Raw genomic sequence first — 17022 nt, 5'->3', positions numbered from 1 at the left:
CGGTTAGCCTGCTGGACGCACCGCTTTCCGCATCTCCGAAAGGTCCGAATGTCCACCCAGGCCCCTGCACCCGCCGCCTCGCGCATCGACGAGCAGGACATCCGCCTGCTGCCGAAGGCCGAGGTGCACGTGCACCTCGAGGGGACGTTCGCGCTGGCCGACATCCTGCGGTTGGCCAAGGAGAACGGCGCCACCCTGCCGGGCCCGGCGGTGACGCTCTTCGACGTGAGCACGCACGACGAGTTCGTGATGCCGGAGGTGACGACCGGCGGCACCGGCCAGGGGGTCGGCGTGGCCGGGCTCAGCGGGTTCCTCCGCTTCCTCGACTGGCAGTGCGGCCTGGTGCGCACCGCCGAGCAGGCCGCTCGGGTGGCGTACGCGTTCGCAGCGCGACAGTCGGCATCGGGCATCCGGTACTCCGACGTCATCGTCAACCCGACCCACTGGAACGCGTGGCGGGGGCGGGAACTCGACCTGATGGACGCGCTCGCCGCGGGCCTCGACGAGGCGGAGCAGGACGGCCTCTGCTCGGCCAACATCGCCTACTCCCTGCTGCGCACGCAGACGGCCACCGTGGCCGACGACATCGTCGCGGCCCTGGCCGCCCGGCGGCCGCGCCGGGTGCTGGCACTCAGCGTCGACGGTGACGAGAAGGCGAGCGGCCGTACCGGCGAGAAGTTCCGCTCCGCCTTCCGCGCGGCCGAGGCCGCTGGCCTGCGGCGCACCGTGCACGCGGGGGAGTCGAGCGGCCCGGAAGGGGTGTGGGATGCGATCGAGCACCTCCACGCCGAGCGCATCGACCACGGTGTGCGCGCCGTCGAGGACGACGCGCTGATGCGCCGCCTCATCGACGACGACATCCCGCTCGATCTCTGCCCGCGCTCGAACATCACCCTCGGCCTCTACGCCGATTGGGCGTCGTACCCGCTGGCCCGCCTGCTCGACGCCGGGGTGCGGGTCACCCTCAACACCGACGACCCGGCACCCCTCGCGAGCACGCTCGACCAGGACTGGGCCGTTGCGGCCGCCGCCTTCGGCCTGGACCGCGCCGATCTGGAGCACCTGGCCGCGGAGTCCATCCGCGCCTCGTTCGCCGACGACGACCTCAAGCGGGACCTGCTCGGCGAGCTCGCCGCGCTGACCGCGCCGCGGGAGGTCGCATGAGTGCAGCTCGGTCCCGCCCCGTGCTCCGTGATGCCCGGAGCGTGCGCGGCCTCGTGGCGCTTGCCGTCGCGCTGGTGGTCGCGGTCACCGTCGTGCTGGTGGTCGTGACGGGCGCATCGCGTTCGCGCGCCGAGGCAGCGGTCGCCGACGGCACAGCGATCGCCCTCGCCCCGGTCGTGGCCGCCTGGCCCGACGGATACGCCGTCACGGGCACGAAGTCCGAGCCGCTCTACGTCGAGCACATCACGTCCACCCGCACCGGCGACCGCTACGCGCTCACCATCGAGGTGGTGGCCCAGGGCGACACCCCGCTCGGGGTGCAGCGCTCGGCGGTGCAGCTGGGCGACGACGGCGCGGTGCACTGGATCGACGGATGCACGAAGCCGGCCGCTCAGTGCTCCGACGACCCCGGTCTCCGCGGCTTCCTCAGCCAGGCCGCGCTACTCGGTGCGCTCGAGCGGGGCGTGCTCCCCGCCGACGCCACCGGCGTCGCCCGCACCCTCCACGGGCATCCGGTCGTCTGCGTCTCGGATCGCGCCCTGCACCCGGCCGACCCGCCCGTGGTCGAGGGGCTCGACCCCTGCTTCTCGATCTCGACCGGTGCCCTGCTCGGGCACTGGTCGACCCCCAGCGCGGCCTTCGTCGGCCCGACCCTCGCCGAGGGGCTCGTCGACGAAGCCCGCTGAGTCCTGCTCCACCCCCACCCCCCAAGCACCACTCCTGCCTCACCCTCCCGAAAGGATCACCATGAGAAGAAGAACCGCCTCCCTCCTCGGCGCTCTCGCCCTCGCCACCACCGCCGCGCTGACCCTGGCCGGCTGCAGCTCCTCCGGCTCGGCGACGCCGAGCGACAGCGCCACCAGCAGCGCCAAGGTCATCAAGGTCGGCGCGCTGACTCCCGGCAACACCAACGACGGAGCCTTCAACCAGGCCCTCGCCGACGCCCTCGCGAAGCTGAAGGACGAAGGGCTCATCGACTACGAGCTGCGCGACCAGATGTCCGACCCGGCCGCCAGCGAGCCGGTGATCGCCGACTTCGCCAGCCAGGGGTACGACCTCATCATCGGTCACGGCATCGAACTCGGCGACGCGGTGTTCTCGGTCGCGCAGCAGTTCCCGGACGTGAAGTTCACCGCGTCGGGTGGCCCCGACATCCTGGACAAGTTCACCGACAACGTCGAGACCTGGACCTACGACACCCCGCAGGTCGGCTACCTCTCCGGCTACATCGCGGGTGCCACCGGCGTGTCACCGATCGGTCGCGTGGAGAGCCTGGAGCTCGACTTCGTGAAGGCGACCGACGCGTTCTTCCAGCAGGGCGTCACCGCCGCCAACCCGTCCGCCGAGCTGCTGCCGGTGGTCTACGCGGGCAGCTTCGACGACGCGCAGGCGGCCGCGGCAGCCACCACCGGGCTCGTCGGCCAGGGCGCCAAGCTCGTCTACACCACCGGTGACGGCATCGCGACCGGCGTCGGGTCGGCTGCGGCCGAGGCCGGCGTGCTGAGCGTGGGCGTCTCCTCCGCCGCCGGCGAGGCTGCGCTGGCGAACAACGTCTCGACCGTCGACCTCGACATGTACCCGATCGTCAAGGCGTGGGTCGAAGAGGTCGCCGACGGGAAGTTCGGCGGCAAGGGCGTCACCTCGACGATCCAGAACGGCGGAATCGTCTACGCGCCGATCAACGACGTCGACGGGAAGGTTCCGGCCGACGCCGTCAGCAAGGTCGAGGACGTCATCGCGGGCATCACCGACGGATCCGTCACGATCGGCTGATGACCGTCTCACCCCAGGAGATGGATCGCGCCCTCCAGGCGCGGTCCATCTCCAAGAGCTTCGGGCCGGTGCGCGCCCTGACCGACGTGTCGATCCTGGTGCGCCCCGGTGCCGTGCACGCACTGGTCGGCGAGAACGGGGCGGGCAAGTCGACGCTCGCCAAGGCGCTCGCCGGCATCGAGCGGCCGACCAGCGGCACGATGACCATCGGCGGCCGCCCGTTCGCCCCGGCCGACCGGGCCGATGCGAAGCGGGCGGGCATCAACATGGTGCCCCAGCAGCTCAGCCTCGTCGGCGAGCTCAGCCTGGTCGAGAACTTCCTGCTCGTAGGCCGGAATCGCATCGCCCGGCGGCGGCAGGCGCGCGCCCTCCTCGCCGCGACCCTCGAGCGCGCCCGCGTGGAGGTCGACCTCGACGCCCCCACCGCCACGCTCACGCAGGCGCACCGCCAGCTCGGTGAGATCGTGGTCGCGCTCGCCGAGGGAGCGCACACGCTCATCCTCGACGAGCCGACGGCGAGCCTCGGCCCACTCGAGGTGGGCGGCTTGTTCGAGCATCTGCGATCGCTGTGCGCGCTCGGCACCGCCGTGGTGCTCATCACCCACCGGCTCGACGAGGTGCGGCAGGTCGCCGACGACATCACGGTGCTCTCCCACGGCGAGAACGTGCACAGCGGCACCGCCGCCGGACTCCAGCCGGCCGAGATCGCGCGACTCATGGTGGGGGAGCTCCCGCCGCCGGTGGCCCGCGTGGAGCGCACGCCGGGTGACGTGGTGCTCGCGGTCTCCGGCGTCACCGCGGCCGCGCCGCGGGATGCCCGGCTCGACGACGTCTCGTTCGCGGTGCGCTCGGGCGAGATCGTGGGCATCGCCGGGGTGGCCGGCAGCGGCCAGAACCTCCTGCTCGACGTGCTCGGCGGCTTCGTGCGCCCCGAATCCGGGCGCGTGGAGCTCGACGGCGCGGAGCTCGCCTCGGCCGCCGCCTTCCAGCGGGCCGGGCTCGCCTGGATCCCGGAGGAACGCACCGAGGCCGTGGTGCCGACCATGAGCCTCGCCGAGAACCTCACGGTCTACCGGAACGCGGTGGGCGCCGCCGGAGGCGGCCCGCGCGCCGCCCGCACGGGGCGCGACGAGGTCGCGGAACGGCTCCGCGCGTTCGACGTGCGACCGGTGCGACCCGAGCTGCCCGCGGCGGGTCTGTCGGGCGGCAACCAGCAGAAACTCCTCGCCGCGCGCGAGCTCGCGGATGCCTCCGCACCGCGCGTGGTGCTCGCCTACGGGCCCACCCAGGGCCTCGACCTCCGGGCCGCGCGCGCCATCCGTGAACGCTTGACCGGTCTCGCGGCCGGCGGTGCCGCCGTCGTGGTGGCATCGCACGATCTCGAAGAGGTGCTCGACGTCGCCGACCGCGTGCTCGTGATGTTCGGCGGTCGCATCGTCGCCGACCTCCCCGTGGCGGCGGCCACGACCGACCGCCTCGGGCGCGCGATGGCGGGACTCACCGACGAACCGGAAGGCGGCCAGGCATGACCGAGAAGACCGACCTCTACCCGACCGCCGCCGAGCTCGGCCGACTGCGCGCGGTCGCCGTGGGCCGCGAGCGGCCCGACCTGATCGTGCGGGGCGGGCTGGTGCAGTCGCCGGGCACCGAGGAGTGGCTCGAGCGCGACATCCTCGTGGCCGGACGGCACATCGCGGCGCTCACCCCGTGGGGGCACGTGACCGACGCCGGCGACGAGCTCGACGCATCCGGCTGTCACGTGGTGCCGACGTTCATCGACGCGCACCTCCACATCGAGTACACCAACCTCACCCCCGGTGAGCTTGGCCGCCTCAGTGTGGCGCGGGGCACCGGAACCGTGCTCACCGACCCGAACGGCGCCGCCAACGTGTGGGGCGCGCGCGGGATGGACGCGCTGCTCACCACCACGACGCCGCTGCACATCTTCCAGCAGGTCTCGCCGACGACGCCCGCGTCGCCCGTGCTCGAGCGCGGCGGCGCCGTCATCCCCGAAGAGGTCGTGCGGGGACGGCTGTGGGACGACGTGACCACGAACCTCGGCGAGGGCAACCCGTTCGACTACGGCGAGGTGTCGACCGGCCGGTTCCGGGAGGCGCTCGTCGCCGGCCGCCGCATCACGGGGCACACCGCCGCCCAGACCGCCGAGTCGCTCTGGGGCTACCTCGCGGCGGGCGTCGGCGACGACCACAACTCCGCCACCATCGACGAGGTGCTCGAGCGCGTGCGCCTGGGCGCGATGATCACGGTGATGGGCGCCTCGCTCACCGACAACACCGTGCCGATCTTCTCCGACCTCGAGAAGGTCGCGCCCGCACTCCGCAGCCTCTGCTTCTGCGCCGACGACAAGCACGCGCTCGACCTCAGCACCGAGGGGCACATCGATCACCACGTGCGCCAGGCCATCCGCTTCGGCGTCGATCCGCAGCTGGCGTACCGGATGGCGACCACGCAGCCCGCGGCCTACTACCGGCTCGACCAAGTGCTCGGCCTCCTCGCCCCGTCGCGGCTGGCCGACCTGCAGATCATCCCCGACCTCGCCGAGGTGTGGCCCTCGGTGGTCGTCGTCGAGGGCCGGGTGGTGGCCCGCGACGGCGTCGCCCTGTTCGAGAACACCGACGAGCTGCCCGAGTGGATGACCGACACCGTCCGTCTCCCCGACACCCTCGACCCCGCGATGTTCGAGGTCCGCGCGCCCGACCCGGCGGCCACGACCGCCCGGGTGCGGGCGATGGAGATGTACAAGGGCTACTTCAAGCACGAGTTCGAGGCCGAGCTCGCCGTCTCCGGCGGTCTGGTGCAGGGCGACACCGTGAACGACGTGCTGAAGATCGCGGTGGTCGACCGGCACCACGGCGAGGCGCTCACCGGCCTGGGCTTCGTGAAGGGCTTCGGGCTCCGCCGGGGCGCCGTCGCCATCACGATGAACTGCCCGAACATGAACATCGCGGTGGTCGGCGCCGACGACGCCTCGATGCTGCACGCCATCGAGGAGCTGCGGGCCATGCAGGGCGGCTTCGTGACGGTCGCCGACGGCGAGGTGCTCGCCCGGGTGCCGTTGCCGGTCGGCGGAATGATGAGCGCGGCGCCCTTCGAAGAGACGGCGGATGCGCTGCGCCGCGGTCACGAGGCCACGCACTCCCTCGGCTGCACGATCCCGTCGCCGTACATCATCCTGTCGTTCGTGGGCCTCTACGTCGTGCCCGACCTCGGCGTCACCGAGCTCGGGCTGATCGATGCGACGACCCAATCGTTCGTCGACCTGCTGCTGCCCGGCCCCGCCGACCGCTGCGGGCACGACGGGGAGCATTCGTGAGCGCGATCGACCGCCGGCGCTGGGTGCTCACGGCGGCGGTCGTGCTGGCCGTCGTCGCGGTCGCCGGGGCGCTCATCCTGTTCGCGGGCGCCGACCCGGTCGTCGGCATCCAGGGCCTCGTGCAGGGTGTCTCGAGCTCCCCGTACCGCGTGGGCGAGGTGCTCGTGGGCGCCGTGCCGATCGGCATCGTGGCGCTCACGCTCATCCCGGCCCTCCGCGCGGGCGTCTTCTCGGTGGGCGCCGAAGGCCAGATCGTGGTCGGTGCCATCGGCGCGACGGCGGCGGTGTTCGCGGTCGACCGTGTGCTGGGCGGCGGCGCCCCGGGCATGCTGCTCTGGCTCGCGGGTCTCGTGGGCGGAGCCGCCGGCGGAGCGGTGATGGCCCTCATCCCGGCCTTTCTCGCCGTGCGCTGGCGGGTGAACGAGATCCTCAGCACGCTGCTGCTCAACTACCTCGCGGCCGGCTTCCTCGGCTGGACGTTGCGGACGTGGCTCGCGAGCCCCGACGACACCGCGACGCCGCAGAGCGCGCGGCTGCCCGAGGCCGCCGCGATCCCGCCGCTCCTGCCCGGAACGCGGGCGCACTGGGGCGTGCTCCTCGTGCTGGTCGTGGCCGTGGTGTTCTTCCTCTGGCGCCGCTCGGCGGCGAGCACCCGGCTCACCGTGTTCGCCAGCCGCCCCAAGCTCGCCCTGCGGCTCGGCGCCACCCGGTCGCGCACCATCTACTCGACCATGCTCGTCTCCGGCCTCGGCGCGGGGGTGGTCGGCTGGATCCAGGTCGCCGGTGTGAACGACCGCCTGCTCAACTCCGTGTCGGGCGGCGTCGGCTTCTCGGGCATCGCGGTCGCCCTGCTGGGTGGCCTCGCGCCCATCGGCATCGTGCTCTCGGCCTTGTTCTTCTCGGCGCTGACCGCCGGCGCCGTCGGCATGCAGTCCGCCACCGGAACCGTGCCGGCGTCGATCGCCGAGGTCATCAAGGGCGTGCTGCTCGTCGGCGTCGCCTGCATCGCCGCCTACCAGCGGAAGCCCGCGGCGGTGATCGCCCCGGTGGGCGGCCGCAGTGCGGTCGACGCGACGGCCGACCCCGCCGCCGAACCCCCGGGCGCCGGAGCCGAACCCGAAGCGACCGTCGGCACCCTCGTCGAGGCCGAGCACGAAGGAGACCGCCCGTGAGCGTCGAACTCTGGGTCGCCATCCTCGCCGGCGCCCTCGCCCTCGCTGCCCCCCTCGTCTTCGCCGGCATCGGCGAGGGCTTCGTGGAACGCGCGGGCCGCATCAACCTCGGCATCGAGGGGATGATGATCATGGGCGCGTTCGTGGGAGTCTGGGCCGGCAGCATCGGCGGCCCGGTCGTGGGCCTCGCCGCCGGGATGCTCGTGGGTCTCGTGCTGGCCGTCGGGATGAACCTCGTCATCTACCGCCTGCACGCCAACGAGATCGTGGTCGGGCTCGCCGTGACCATGCTCGGCCTCGGGCTCAGCACCTACCTCTACCAGCTCTGGATCCCGAGCGGTCAGACGAACGTGACGGTGCAGACGGTGCCGCGCTCGGGGCTCGGGCCGCTCGCCGACATCCCGGTCGTCGGCCCGATCCTGTTCGGGCAGAGCGCGCTCGTCTACCTCGCGGTGGTGCTGCTCGTGGTCGCCTGGGCGGTCTCGCGCTACACCCGCTTCGGCCTGGCCGTGCAGGCCGTGGGAACCGACCCGGCGTCGGCCGCTCTGCGGGGCGTGCGTGTGCAGAAGACCGGCGCATCCGCTCTGCTCATCGGCGGGGCACTGGCCGGCCTCGGCGGTGCCGTCATCACGGTGGGCACGATCGGGTCGTTCACCCCCGACATCACCGCCGGCCGCGGTTACATCGTGCTCGCGGTGGTGATCATGGGCCGCAGCCGCCCGATCGGCATCGCCCTCGGCGCCCTGTTGTTCGCGTTCCTGCAGAGCTTCGCCCTGCTGTCGCAGTCCACCGCCTTCACCCTGCCGAGCGAGGTCTACCAGGCCGCGCCCTACTTCGTGACCCTCGTGGTGCTCGTCATCACCTCCAGGCGGCAGCTGCGGCGGCTGTATCGTGACCCGAATGCGAGGACGACGTGACCAGTGAGAATCAGCGCGTGCTCGCCGGGGTGCTGCGCTTCGTGCGCGACGCGGCGGCGGCCGGATCGACCCTGCCGGGCGAGGTGGAGATGGCCGAGCGGCTCGGCAGCACCCGCAAGCAGGTGCGCGACGTGCTCGCCTCGCTAGAGCAGCAGGGCATGGTGCTGCGCCGGCAGGGTGCCGCCACCGAGGTCGATCCGGTGGCCACCCGCATGAGCGTGCGGTTCGAGGACCAGCTCGAGTACAGCGTGCTGCTGCGCCAGCTCGGCTACGAGAGCAGCGTAGAGGTGCTCGAGATCGCCGACACCCTGATGCCGGCGGAGATCGCGCGCCTGCTGATGACCGAACCCGGGCGGCCCGCGGCGCGCATCGTGAAGCGCTGGCGGGCGGACGGCGCCGTCGCCATGCTCTCCTTCGGCACGCTGCCGCTGCCCTTCCCGCGCGCCGACGTCGATCTCGGCGACTCCATCTACTCGGCCATCGGCAAGGTGTGGAACGAGTCCATCGCCTGGGAGGTCGCCACCCCGTCGGCCGAGATCCTGAGCGAGGCGGATGCCGCACTGTTCGAGCATCCGGCCGGCACCCCGGTGCTCACGCTCGACATCGTGGGCATCGGGTTGAGCGGCCGGCGGCTGTTCCACGCCCGCGAGCTGCACGACCCGAAGACCGTGTCGTACTCGATGATGCGCACCCTCCGGCCACCCCAGGTGTTCTCCACCGCCCGCTACCAGTTCTGATCCCCTGATCGAGAGAGGCCCCGATGCTCACCCGACCGTCACCCGTCATCGTCCCCGACCACGAGTCCCGCTGGATCGACACCGCCGCCCGGCTCGCCGAGCAGCTGGCCGCGACCGTCGCCGCCGACGACGAGTCGGGGGAGCTGCCCATCGGCCACCTCCGGGCGATCGGCGCCAGCGGCCTCGACACGGCGTTCCTGCCCGTGGAGTTCGGGGGAGAAGGGCTGTCGTACGCCACCCTGGCGTCGGTGGTGCGGATGTTCGCGACCGCGCATCCGGCCGTCGCCGCCGTCTGGCTGATGCACATCGGCGCCGCCCACGGCCTCGTCACGATGTCGCCTGCACCCGCCGCGGCGTACTTCGCCGAGCGTCTGCGGGCCGGCGACCGGTTCGCGAACGCCCTCTCGGAGCCGGCGGGCGGCAACCACTTCCTCGCCTCGCAACAGGACGTCGAGGCCGTCGACGGCGGCTGGCTGCTGAACGGGCGCAAGCTCTTCGTCTCAGGGGTCGAGGCCGCCGACCACCTGCTGCTCAACGTGCGGGTCGACGGTGCGCCGGCGTTCTTCGGCGTCGACCGCGACGCGACGATGTCGCTGCCGCCGATCGACCAGACCATGGGCATGCGCGCCACCCGCAGCCGCACCATCCTCTTCGACGGCACGATCCTCGAGCGGTCAAGGCTGTGCGGTCCGCCGCCCGCCGACTACGCGAACCTCATCACCGTGGGCTTCGCCTCGCTCTCGATCGGCATCGCCGAGTCGGCCATCGATGCGTTGGTCGCGTCGGCGAACGCCAAGAAGGGGCCGGCGGCCGAGCGGCTGGCCGACGCCTCGTGGGTGAAGTCGGAGACCGCGATGGTGTGGGCCGAGCTGCGTGCCGCGCGGCTCGTCGCCGAGCAGACGGCGTGGCTGGCCGATCGGCGGGACCCGCAGGCGATGGCCGCGGCCACCGAGGCGAAGATGCTCGCCAACGAGGTCGCCAAGAAGGCGGCGGCGCTCGCCCTCAAGGTGGGCGGCGGCGGGGCGTATCTCGCGCGGTCGCCGATCCAGCGCATCTTCCGTGACGCCCAGGCCGGGGCGCTGATGGCGTACTCGGTGCCGTTCAGTCAGGAGATCGTGGGCGGCTGGGTGCTGGAGCCGTCAGTCCCGGGCGGCGATGGCGACCGCGCGTGACCCCTGGTCGACGCCGAGCGATTCGAGGATGCCCTCGATCGACTCGGCCTCGAACAGCTGATCGGCCGTGATCAGGGCGAGCCCGGTCACCCCGGCGAGGTCGCGCAGCTCGGAGACCCTGATGCGCAGGTTGCGCGTGGCCAACGGCAGCGACTGCTGGTAGACCCGCTCGCGCACCCCCGAGAGCAGCACCTCGTCGCAGTCGGCGAGCTGGCCGGACACCACGATCGTCTCCGGGTTCAGGATGCTCACGAGCGCCGCCACGGCGTCGCCCAGCGTCCGCCCGGCCTGACGCACGAGCCGCACCGCCTCGAGGTTGCCTTGCTTCACCAGCGCCACCACGCCGGCCACGTCGTCGACCTCGATACCCGCCGCGGCGAGGTCGCGCACGATCGCCCAGCCGCCCGCGTAGGCCTCCACGCAGCCGACGTTCCCGCAGCGGCAGGGCTGCCCGGGCCCGTCCGAGGCGACCGCGGCGCGGGTGTGCCCGATGTCGCCCGCCGCCCCCTCGCTGCCGCGGATGATCTGGCCGTTGAAGACGAGCCCCGAGCCGATGCCGGTGCCGATCTTCAGGCTGATGAGGTTGTCGTGGTGATTCGGGCGGGCTTCGGCCACGGCACGGGAATTGGCGTCGTTCTCGACGATCACGGGGACTCCGTAGCGCGAGAACCAGCCCGCGATGTCGAAGCCGTCCCAGCCGGTCATGATGGGCGGATTCACCACGCGGCCGGCGGCGAACTCCACGGGCCCCGGCACGCCGATGCCGATGCCCCAGATCTCGTCGCCGTTCGCCAGCAGGGCGTCGAACGCGGCGTCGACCTCGGAGAGCACCCGGTCCGGCCCTTCCCACACATCCACCGACACGCTGCGATGGCGCAGCGGGGTGCCCGTGAGGTCGCAGATCGCTGCGACGAACCCCGTGGCGCCCACGTCGACGGTGGCGAGGTAGGCGCGGGTGCGGTTGAGCGCGAAACGACTCGAGGGCCGGCCGCCCGTCGACTCGCCACCGCCCACCTCACGGATCAGTCCCGCCGCGAAGAGCGCGTTCAGGCGCTGGTTAACGGTCGAGCGGGACAACCCCGAGATCTCGATCACGTCGATGCGGCTGAGCTCCCCGTGCTCGCGGAACAGCGCCAGGACCTCGCCGACGTGGGTTCGCACATCCTTCACTTTACGCAGAGCTCCGTCGCTGTCGTGGTTCGACACCCGTGGAATTAGGCGCCACATAAAGAGTACACACTTTTGAGTTGCGATAAATCAAAAGGTCGCGTAGTTTGCTCACGACGGCACGTGGTGGTGCCCCGACTCGCAAGGATCACAATGTTCAGCAAAGACGCAACATGGATGCGCACGGCTCGCATCGCCCTCCCGCTCGGCATCGCCGCGGTCGCCCTGACCGCGTGCTCCGGTGGCGGTTCGGGCGACGCCTCCGGTGACGGCTCGTCCTCGAGCAAGGTCGCTGCCGTCATCAAGGGCCTCGACAACCCGTTCTTCCAGTACATGGAGGACGGCATCAACGACACCGCGAAGACCGACGGGGTCGACGTGACCGTGCAGGCCGCCGCCGACATCGGCGACACCACCGGCCAGGCCGACAAGCTCACCACGCTGGCGGGCCAGGACTTCGGCTGCTTCATCGTGAACCCCATCACCGGCTCCAACCTCGTGCAGTCGCTCAGCCAGATCTCGTCGGCCGGCAAGCCGATCATCAACATCGACCAGCCGATCGACGCGGATGCCGCGAAGGCCGCCAACATCGACGTCGCCACCTACATCGGCACCGACAACGAGGCCGCGGGCGGCAAGGCCGGCGACTTCGTGAAGGAGAACGTCGCGGCCGGCTCCGAGGTGGCGATCATCGGCGGCATCGCCGGCGACGTCACGAGCGCGGCTCGCATCGACGGCTTCAAGGCGGCGATCGGCAGCGACCTCGACGTCATCCAGGAGTCGGCAGCCGACTGGAAGCGCGAGGTCGCCCTGACCACCGCGACCGACATCATCGCCGCCAACCCGAACGTCAAGGCCTTCTTCGCGGCGAACGACGACATGGGACTCGGCATCGTGAAAGCCGTCGAGAACGCCGGGCTCACCGGCAGCATCACGGTCGTGAGCGTCGACGGCAACCAGGATGCGCTCGAGTCGATCAAGTCGGGCGGCCTCACCGCCACCGTCGCCCAGTACCCCTTCGCCGTCGGTTCGCTCGGCGTGCAGGCCTGCGAGGTCGCGACCTCGGGCGGCGACCTGCCGAAGAACATCGAGTCGCCCACGGCGCTCGTCACCTCCGCCGAAGCCGACAAGGCCCTCGCCTCCTTCCCGCAGCCCTTCGAGGAGTTCGAGAACCCGCTGACCGACCTCCTGCCGTCGAAGTGATGACCGCGACCACCGAGACCCGCCCGGGTGTGCTGCAGAGCATCGGCGCCCAGACGCGGCAACTGAGCTTCTGGGCCGAGAACGCGGCACCGATCGGGCTCGTCGCCCTGGTGATCGTGTTCTCGATCCTGAGCCCGACCTTCCTCACCCTCGGCAACATCAAGGCCATGCTGGTGGCGGCCGCGATCCTCGTGATCCTCGCCATCGGCCAGGCCTTCGTGATCACCACGGGCGGCATCGACCTGTCGATCTCGGCCACGATGACCCTCGGCGCGATCGGCTTCGGCCTGGCGTTCTCCAACGGCCTCGGCTTCTGGGTGTCGGCACTCGTCGCGGTGGTGGCGGCGATGGTCATCGGGCTCATCAACGGCCTGCTGATCGCGAAGGGGAAGGTGACCGACTTCATCGCGACCCTGGGGACGCTGTCGGTCGCGACCGGCCTCGCGCTCATCGTCTCGAACGGCAAGCCGATCACCGTCACCAGCCCCGAACTGCTCACCCTCACCTCGGGTTCGATCGGTATCTTCGGGTACCCGATCATCCTCGCGGCGGTCGTGGCGGTGCTGGCGTGGTTCTTCATGTTCCGCACCCGCTTCGGCCTGCACGTGCAGGCCGTCGGCGGCAGCGAGGAGAGCGCCGTGGCCAACGGCGTCAGCGCCACGAAGATCCGGATGGCGGTCTACTTGATCGCCGCCGGGCTCGCGGGCCTCGCGGCGCTGCTCCTGGTGGCCCGCGTCGGCGCGGCCGAACCCGCCATCAACACGCAGTACCTGCTGAACTCGATCGCCGCCGTGGTGCTCGGCGGGGTGAGCCTCACCGGCGGCAAGGCGAAGATCGTCGGCCCGGTGATCGGCGCCCTCCTGCTCACGGCGCTCACCAACGGGCTCACGCTCCTCGGTGTCTCGCAGTTCTACCAGCCGCTCGCTGTCGGACTCGTCGTCGTCCTGGCCGCCCTACTCACGAGGTTCCAGAAGAAATGACCGACCAGTACAACTCCCGGCCCGACGTCGCACCCTTCACGGGGTCCACGCCCGCCCGCGACTTCATCCTCACCGCCACCGACATCAAGAAGTCGTTCGGCGGCGTGCACGCTCTGAAGGGCGCCTCGATGACCATGCGGCGCGGCGAGATCACGGCGCTGATCGGCGACAACGGGGCCGGCAAGTCCACCATGGTGCGCACGCTCTCGGGCATCCACAAGCCCGACTCCGGCGAGATCACCCTCGACGGCAAGGTCGTCACCTTCGACAACCCGAAGGCTGCACAAGCGCAGGGCATCGAGACGGTGCAGCAGAACCTGGCGCTCGTCGAAGACCTCACGGTGTGGCAGAACTTCTTCCTCGGCCGCGAGAAGACCCACGGCATCGGGCCGTTCCGCACGCTCGACCGCAAGCTCATGCGCACCACCGCGGCCGACCTGCTGAAAGACCTCGCCGTGAACGTCCCGCCGGTCACCAGCAAGGTGCGCCGCCTCTCCGGCGGCCAGCGTCAGGCGGTCGCGATCGCCCGCGCCGCCGGCTGGGGCTCGAAGATCGTCATCATGGACGAGCCCACCGCTGCGCTCGGCGTGCAGGAGACCGCCCGTGTCGAAGGCGTCATCACCTCCCTCCGCGAGGCGGGCGTGGCCGTGCTCCTCATCAGCCACAACTTCGACCAGGTGATGCGGCTCTCCGACCACGTGTGGGTGATGCGCGCCGGCATGGCCGTGGCCGAACGTCGTACCGCCGAGACCGACGGCGACGAGCTCGTGGCGTTGATCACCGGCGCGAAGGCCGCCTGAGATGGCGGGGTTCGACCGCCGCATCCCGTTCCGGCGGGCGGCGGCCGGCAAGGCCGTGCCGCTCGGCGTGCACGCGGGGCTCTGGGTGTCCGGCTGGACGCCGGGGGCGGCCCGTGCCGCCGTCGAGGGAAGTGCCGCGGCCGGCTTCGACCTGATCGAGATCCCGGTTCCGTATGCGTCGCCCGCGGCCGGGTCGGCCACTCCGGCCCTCACGACGGGCCTGCTCGAGGACACCGGGCTCGATGCCGTGGTGTCGCTGGCCCTCGATCCGTCCTCCGACATCAACACCACGGATGCCGCCACCTCGGCCCGCGGCGAGCGACGGCTGCTCGACGCGGTCGAGTTCGCCGCCGCGATCGGAGCCGGGTACGTCGGCGGCGTGACCTATTCGGCCATGACGAAGTACGCGCATCCGGCCACCGCTGCCACCCGCGCGAACTCCCTCGACGTGCTGACCCGGGTCGCCGCCGTGGCCCGCGAGGCCGACGTGCGGCTCGGGCTCGAGTACGTCAACCGCTACGAGAGCAACCTGCTCAACACCGCCGCCCAGACGGTCGACTTCCTCGACGAACTCGGTGCACGCGGCGTCGACAACGCGCTGCTGCACATCGACACCTACCACGCGAACTCCGAGGAGACCTCGCTCGCGGCGGCCGTGCACGACGCCGGAGCCGCACTCGGCTACCTGCACCTCTCCGAGAGCCACCGCGGTGCGCTCGGAACCGGATCGCTCGACTGGAGCGGCCTGTTCGGAGCGCTCGCGGCGGCCGGCTACCGCGGACCGCTGACCGTGGAGTCGTTCTCGCCGGCCGTGGTCTCCGCGGCCACCCGTGACGAGATCGGGGCGTGGCGCGAACTCTGGAGCGACCCGGTCGCCCTCACCCACTCGGCGGTCGGCTTCCTGCGCGAGCAGGTCGCGGCATCCGCTCTGCTCACCTCAACCACCGAAGGAATGTGACATGACCAACCAACTCGGAGTGCACGCGCTCGTCTTCTCGGGGGGCACCACGCCCAGCGATATGGAATACATCATCGGCGAGACCAAGAAGGCCGGCTTCGACCTGCTCGAGCTCTCGCTGCACGACGCGGCGAACCTCGACGTGCCCGCGGCGCGGGCGGCCCTCGACGCCGCCGGGCTCGGCATCGTCTGCTCGCGCGGCCTCGCCTTCGCCGCCGACGTCTCGAGCGACGACCCCGCGGTCGTGGCCAAAGGCGCCGAACTGCTGCACTACTCGCTCGGGGTCACCCACCAGCTCGGCGGCACGCACTTCACCGGCGCCCTCTACAGCGCGCTGGGCAAGTACGGGCACGCGCTCACCACGGCGGGCCGCGCCAACGTGGTGGCCACCCTCAAAGACCTCGCCGTCGAGGCAGAAGCACTCGACATGACGCTCGGCCTCGAGATCTGCAACCGCTACGAGACGAACGTCATCAACACCGCGGCGGATGCGCTGCGCCTGGCCGACGACATCGGGCACGACAACGTGCTCATCCACCTCGACAGCTACCACATGAACATCGAGGAGGACGATTTCGTGCGCCCCGTGCACCTCGTGGGCGACCGCCTGGGGTACGTGCACATCGGGGAGAACCACCGCGGCTACCTCGGTTCGGGCCACCTCGACTTCACCTCGTTCTTCCACGCCCTGGCCGACATCTCCTACACGGGCCCGATCACCTTCGAGTCGTTCTCGTCGGCCGTCGTGTCGCCCACCCTGTCGAACGACCTGGCGATCTGGCGCAACCTCTGGAACGATGGACCGGCGCTCGCCGCGCACTCGAAGAACTACCTCACCACGATGATCGAGGGGACCCGTGCCCACTGAGTCCGCCGCAACTGAGTCCGCCGCCACTGCGGCCGCTGTCGCTCCCGTCTTCCCGCAGCTCGACGAACTCGCCGAGCGGGCGCTCGGCCTCGTGCGGCCGGGGGAGCGCGCGATCCTCGGCATCGCGGGGAGCCCCGGTGCCGGCAAGACGACGCTCGCGATCGCGCTCGCGACGCGCGTGAACCAGCTGAGTACCGCATCCGGTGGCCTCGGTGCACCGTTCGCGGCGCACCTGCCGATGGACGGCTACCATCTCGCGGAGTCGACCCTGCGCCGGCTCGGCCGTCTCGACCGCAAGGGCGCCATCGACACCTTCGACGGCTGGGGCTTCGTGGCACTGCTGCAGCGGCTGCTCGCCGAGCGCGACCACACCGTCTATGCGCCGAGCTTCGACCGGCGGGTGGAGGAGCCGATCGCGGGTGAGATCGCGGTGGAGCCCTCGACGCAGCTCGTCGTGGTGGAGGGCAACTACCTGCTCGTCGACGAGGGGCCGTGGGCGGGCGTGAAGGGGCTGCTCGCCGAGGCCTGGTTCTGCGAGACGAGCGAGGCGGAGCGGGAGCGTCGCCTCGTTGCGCGCCACGAGCTCGGCGGTCGCTCGCCCGAGGCGGCGCTCGACTGGGCGCGCTCCGTCGACGGCCGCAACGCCCTGCTCATCGAGAGCACCCTCCCGCGGGCCGACCTGGTCGTCGCGGGCACCTGACCCCCTCCTCGCGACCCGTCAATTTTGGCCCTTCCCGCACGGCTTTAGGGCCAAAAGTGACGGGTCGCGAGGAGGTC

General features: G+C 71.3%; 16 protein-coding genes. 15 read left to right on the top strand and 1 reads right to left on the bottom strand.

The annotated features are described in order from the left end of the window. Positions 1 to 48: 48 nt before the first annotated feature. The 9 genes from add to AC3WLB_RS00835 all read left to right on the top strand — a co-directional run bounded on the left by add (position 49) and on the right by AC3WLB_RS00835 (position 10269). The gene (gene add / locus AC3WLB_RS00875) at positions 49 to 1164 is read left to right on the top strand and encodes an adenosine deaminase (RefSeq protein WP_492502485.1); all 1116 of its coding nucleotides are present in this window, start codon (positions 49 to 51) and stop codon (positions 1162 to 1164) included. Then, positions 1161 to 1850, top strand: a complete 690-nt coding sequence (locus AC3WLB_RS00870) for a hypothetical protein (RefSeq protein WP_492502484.1) — start codon at positions 1161 to 1163, stop codon at positions 1848 to 1850. The genes add and AC3WLB_RS00870 overlap by 4 nt, the downstream gene beginning before the upstream one ends. A gap of 61 nt (positions 1851 to 1911) precedes the next feature. Beyond that, positions 1912 to 2937, top strand: a complete 1026-nt coding sequence (locus tag AC3WLB_RS00865; protein WP_492502483.1) for a BMP family lipoprotein — start codon at positions 1912 to 1914, stop codon at positions 2935 to 2937. Further along, positions 2937 to 4466, top strand: a complete 1530-nt coding sequence (locus AC3WLB_RS00860; RefSeq protein WP_492502482.1) for an ABC transporter ATP-binding protein — start codon at positions 2937 to 2939, stop codon at positions 4464 to 4466. The genes AC3WLB_RS00865 and AC3WLB_RS00860 overlap by 1 nt, the downstream gene beginning before the upstream one ends. Next, positions 4463 to 6271: an adenine deaminase C-terminal domain-containing protein gene (locus tag AC3WLB_RS00855; protein ID WP_492502481.1), complete on the top strand. Its 1809-nt coding sequence runs from the start codon at positions 4463 to 4465 to the stop codon at positions 6269 to 6271. Before AC3WLB_RS00860 ends, AC3WLB_RS00855 begins: the two co-directional genes overlap by 4 nt. After that, positions 6268 to 7443 (top strand): ABC transporter permease, encoded by a 1176-nt coding sequence (locus AC3WLB_RS00850; protein ID WP_492502480.1) that lies wholly within the window; start codon positions 6268 to 6270, stop codon positions 7441 to 7443. Before AC3WLB_RS00855 ends, AC3WLB_RS00850 begins: the two co-directional genes overlap by 4 nt. Then, on the top strand, positions 7440 to 8360 hold the full coding sequence (locus tag AC3WLB_RS00845) for an ABC transporter permease (protein WP_492502479.1): 921 nt from the start codon (positions 7440 to 7442) through the stop codon (positions 8358 to 8360). The genes AC3WLB_RS00850 and AC3WLB_RS00845 overlap by 4 nt, the downstream gene beginning before the upstream one ends. Continuing rightward, positions 8357 to 9097, top strand: a complete 741-nt coding sequence (locus AC3WLB_RS00840) for a GntR family transcriptional regulator (protein ID WP_022897632.1) — start codon at positions 8357 to 8359, stop codon at positions 9095 to 9097. Before AC3WLB_RS00845 ends, AC3WLB_RS00840 begins: the two co-directional genes overlap by 4 nt. Before the next feature lie 23 nt (positions 9098 to 9120). Beyond that, the gene (locus tag AC3WLB_RS00835) at positions 9121 to 10269 is read left to right on the top strand and encodes an acyl-CoA dehydrogenase family protein (RefSeq protein WP_492502478.1); all 1149 of its coding nucleotides are present in this window, start codon (positions 9121 to 9123) and stop codon (positions 10267 to 10269) included. Here AC3WLB_RS00835 and AC3WLB_RS00830 read toward each other — a convergent pair. After that, a complete protein-coding gene (locus AC3WLB_RS00830; protein WP_148287668.1) occupies positions 10237 to 11430 on the bottom strand; it encodes an ROK family transcriptional regulator in 1194 nt (397 codons plus the stop codon). The two genes, AC3WLB_RS00835 and AC3WLB_RS00830, sit on opposite strands and share 33 nt — an antisense overlap. Before the next feature lie 159 nt (positions 11431 to 11589). On the opposite strand from AC3WLB_RS00830, the gene AC3WLB_RS00825 reads away from it, so the two are divergent. The 6 genes from AC3WLB_RS00825 to AC3WLB_RS00800 are packed head-to-tail and all read left to right on the top strand — an operon-like array spanning position 11590 to position 16945. After that, entirely contained in the window at positions 11590 to 12639 is a 1050-nt protein-coding gene (locus AC3WLB_RS00825; protein WP_492502477.1) for a substrate-binding domain-containing protein, read from the top strand. After that, entirely contained in the window at positions 12639 to 13619 is a 981-nt protein-coding gene (locus AC3WLB_RS00820) for an ABC transporter permease (RefSeq protein WP_022897628.1), read from the top strand. Before AC3WLB_RS00825 ends, AC3WLB_RS00820 begins: the two co-directional genes overlap by 1 nt. Next, the gene (locus AC3WLB_RS00815; protein WP_492502476.1) at positions 13616 to 14419 is read left to right on the top strand and encodes an ATP-binding cassette domain-containing protein; all 804 of its coding nucleotides are present in this window, start codon (positions 13616 to 13618) and stop codon (positions 14417 to 14419) included. The genes AC3WLB_RS00820 and AC3WLB_RS00815 overlap by 4 nt, the downstream gene beginning before the upstream one ends. A 1-nt stretch (position 14420) precedes the next feature. Beyond that, positions 14421 to 15377, top strand: a complete 957-nt coding sequence (locus AC3WLB_RS00810; RefSeq protein WP_492502475.1) for a sugar phosphate isomerase/epimerase family protein — start codon at positions 14421 to 14423, stop codon at positions 15375 to 15377. A 1-nt stretch (position 15378) separates the two neighbouring features. Beyond that, the gene (locus AC3WLB_RS00805) at positions 15379 to 16245 is read left to right on the top strand and encodes a sugar phosphate isomerase/epimerase family protein (protein ID WP_492502474.1); all 867 of its coding nucleotides are present in this window, start codon (positions 15379 to 15381) and stop codon (positions 16243 to 16245) included. Then, positions 16235 to 16945 carry a nucleoside/nucleotide kinase family protein gene (locus tag AC3WLB_RS00800; protein WP_492502473.1) on the top strand — a complete coding sequence of 237 codons (711 nt, stop codon included), beginning with the start codon at positions 16235 to 16237 and terminating at the stop codon, positions 16943 to 16945. Before AC3WLB_RS00805 ends, AC3WLB_RS00800 begins: the two co-directional genes overlap by 11 nt. Positions 16946 to 17022 lie beyond the last annotated feature (77 nt).

Source organism: Herbiconiux sp. FW305-C-125, assembly GCF_058783455.1.
Note: the sequence above shows the minus strand (reverse complement) of the source record. Positions and strands in the feature narration are given on the sequence as shown.

What these genes read in the sequence shown, in the direction of transcription:
- AC3WLB_RS00855 (WP_492502481.1), top strand. Translation starts at nt 4,463, where the DNA reads ATGACCGAGAAGACCGACCTCTACCCGACCGCCGCCGAGCTCGGCCGA.
- AC3WLB_RS00820 (WP_022897628.1), top strand. Translation starts at nt 12,639, where the DNA reads ATGACCGCGACCACCGAGACCCGCCCGGGTGTGCTGCAGAGCATCGGC.
- AC3WLB_RS00825 (WP_492502477.1), top strand. Translation starts at nt 11,590, where the DNA reads ATGTTCAGCAAAGACGCAACATGGATGCGCACGGCTCGCATCGCCCTC.
- AC3WLB_RS00870 (WP_492502484.1), top strand. Translation starts at nt 1,161, where the DNA reads ATGAGTGCAGCTCGGTCCCGCCCCGTGCTCCGTGATGCCCGGAGCGTG.
- add (WP_492502485.1), top strand. Translation starts at nt 49, where the DNA reads ATGTCCACCCAGGCCCCTGCACCCGCCGCCTCGCGCATCGACGAGCAG.
- AC3WLB_RS00815 (WP_492502476.1), top strand. Translation starts at nt 13,616, where the DNA reads ATGACCGACCAGTACAACTCCCGGCCCGACGTCGCACCCTTCACGGGG.
- AC3WLB_RS00865 (WP_492502483.1), top strand. Translation starts at nt 1,912, where the DNA reads ATGAGAAGAAGAACCGCCTCCCTCCTCGGCGCTCTCGCCCTCGCCACC.
- AC3WLB_RS00835 (WP_492502478.1), top strand. Translation starts at nt 9,121, where the DNA reads ATGCTCACCCGACCGTCACCCGTCATCGTCCCCGACCACGAGTCCCGC.
- AC3WLB_RS00805 (WP_492502474.1), top strand. Translation starts at nt 15,379, where the DNA reads ATGACCAACCAACTCGGAGTGCACGCGCTCGTCTTCTCGGGGGGCACC.
- AC3WLB_RS00860 (WP_492502482.1), top strand. Translation starts at nt 2,937, where the DNA reads ATGACCGTCTCACCCCAGGAGATGGATCGCGCCCTCCAGGCGCGGTCC.
- AC3WLB_RS00810 (WP_492502475.1), top strand. Translation starts at nt 14,421, where the DNA reads ATGGCGGGGTTCGACCGCCGCATCCCGTTCCGGCGGGCGGCGGCCGGC.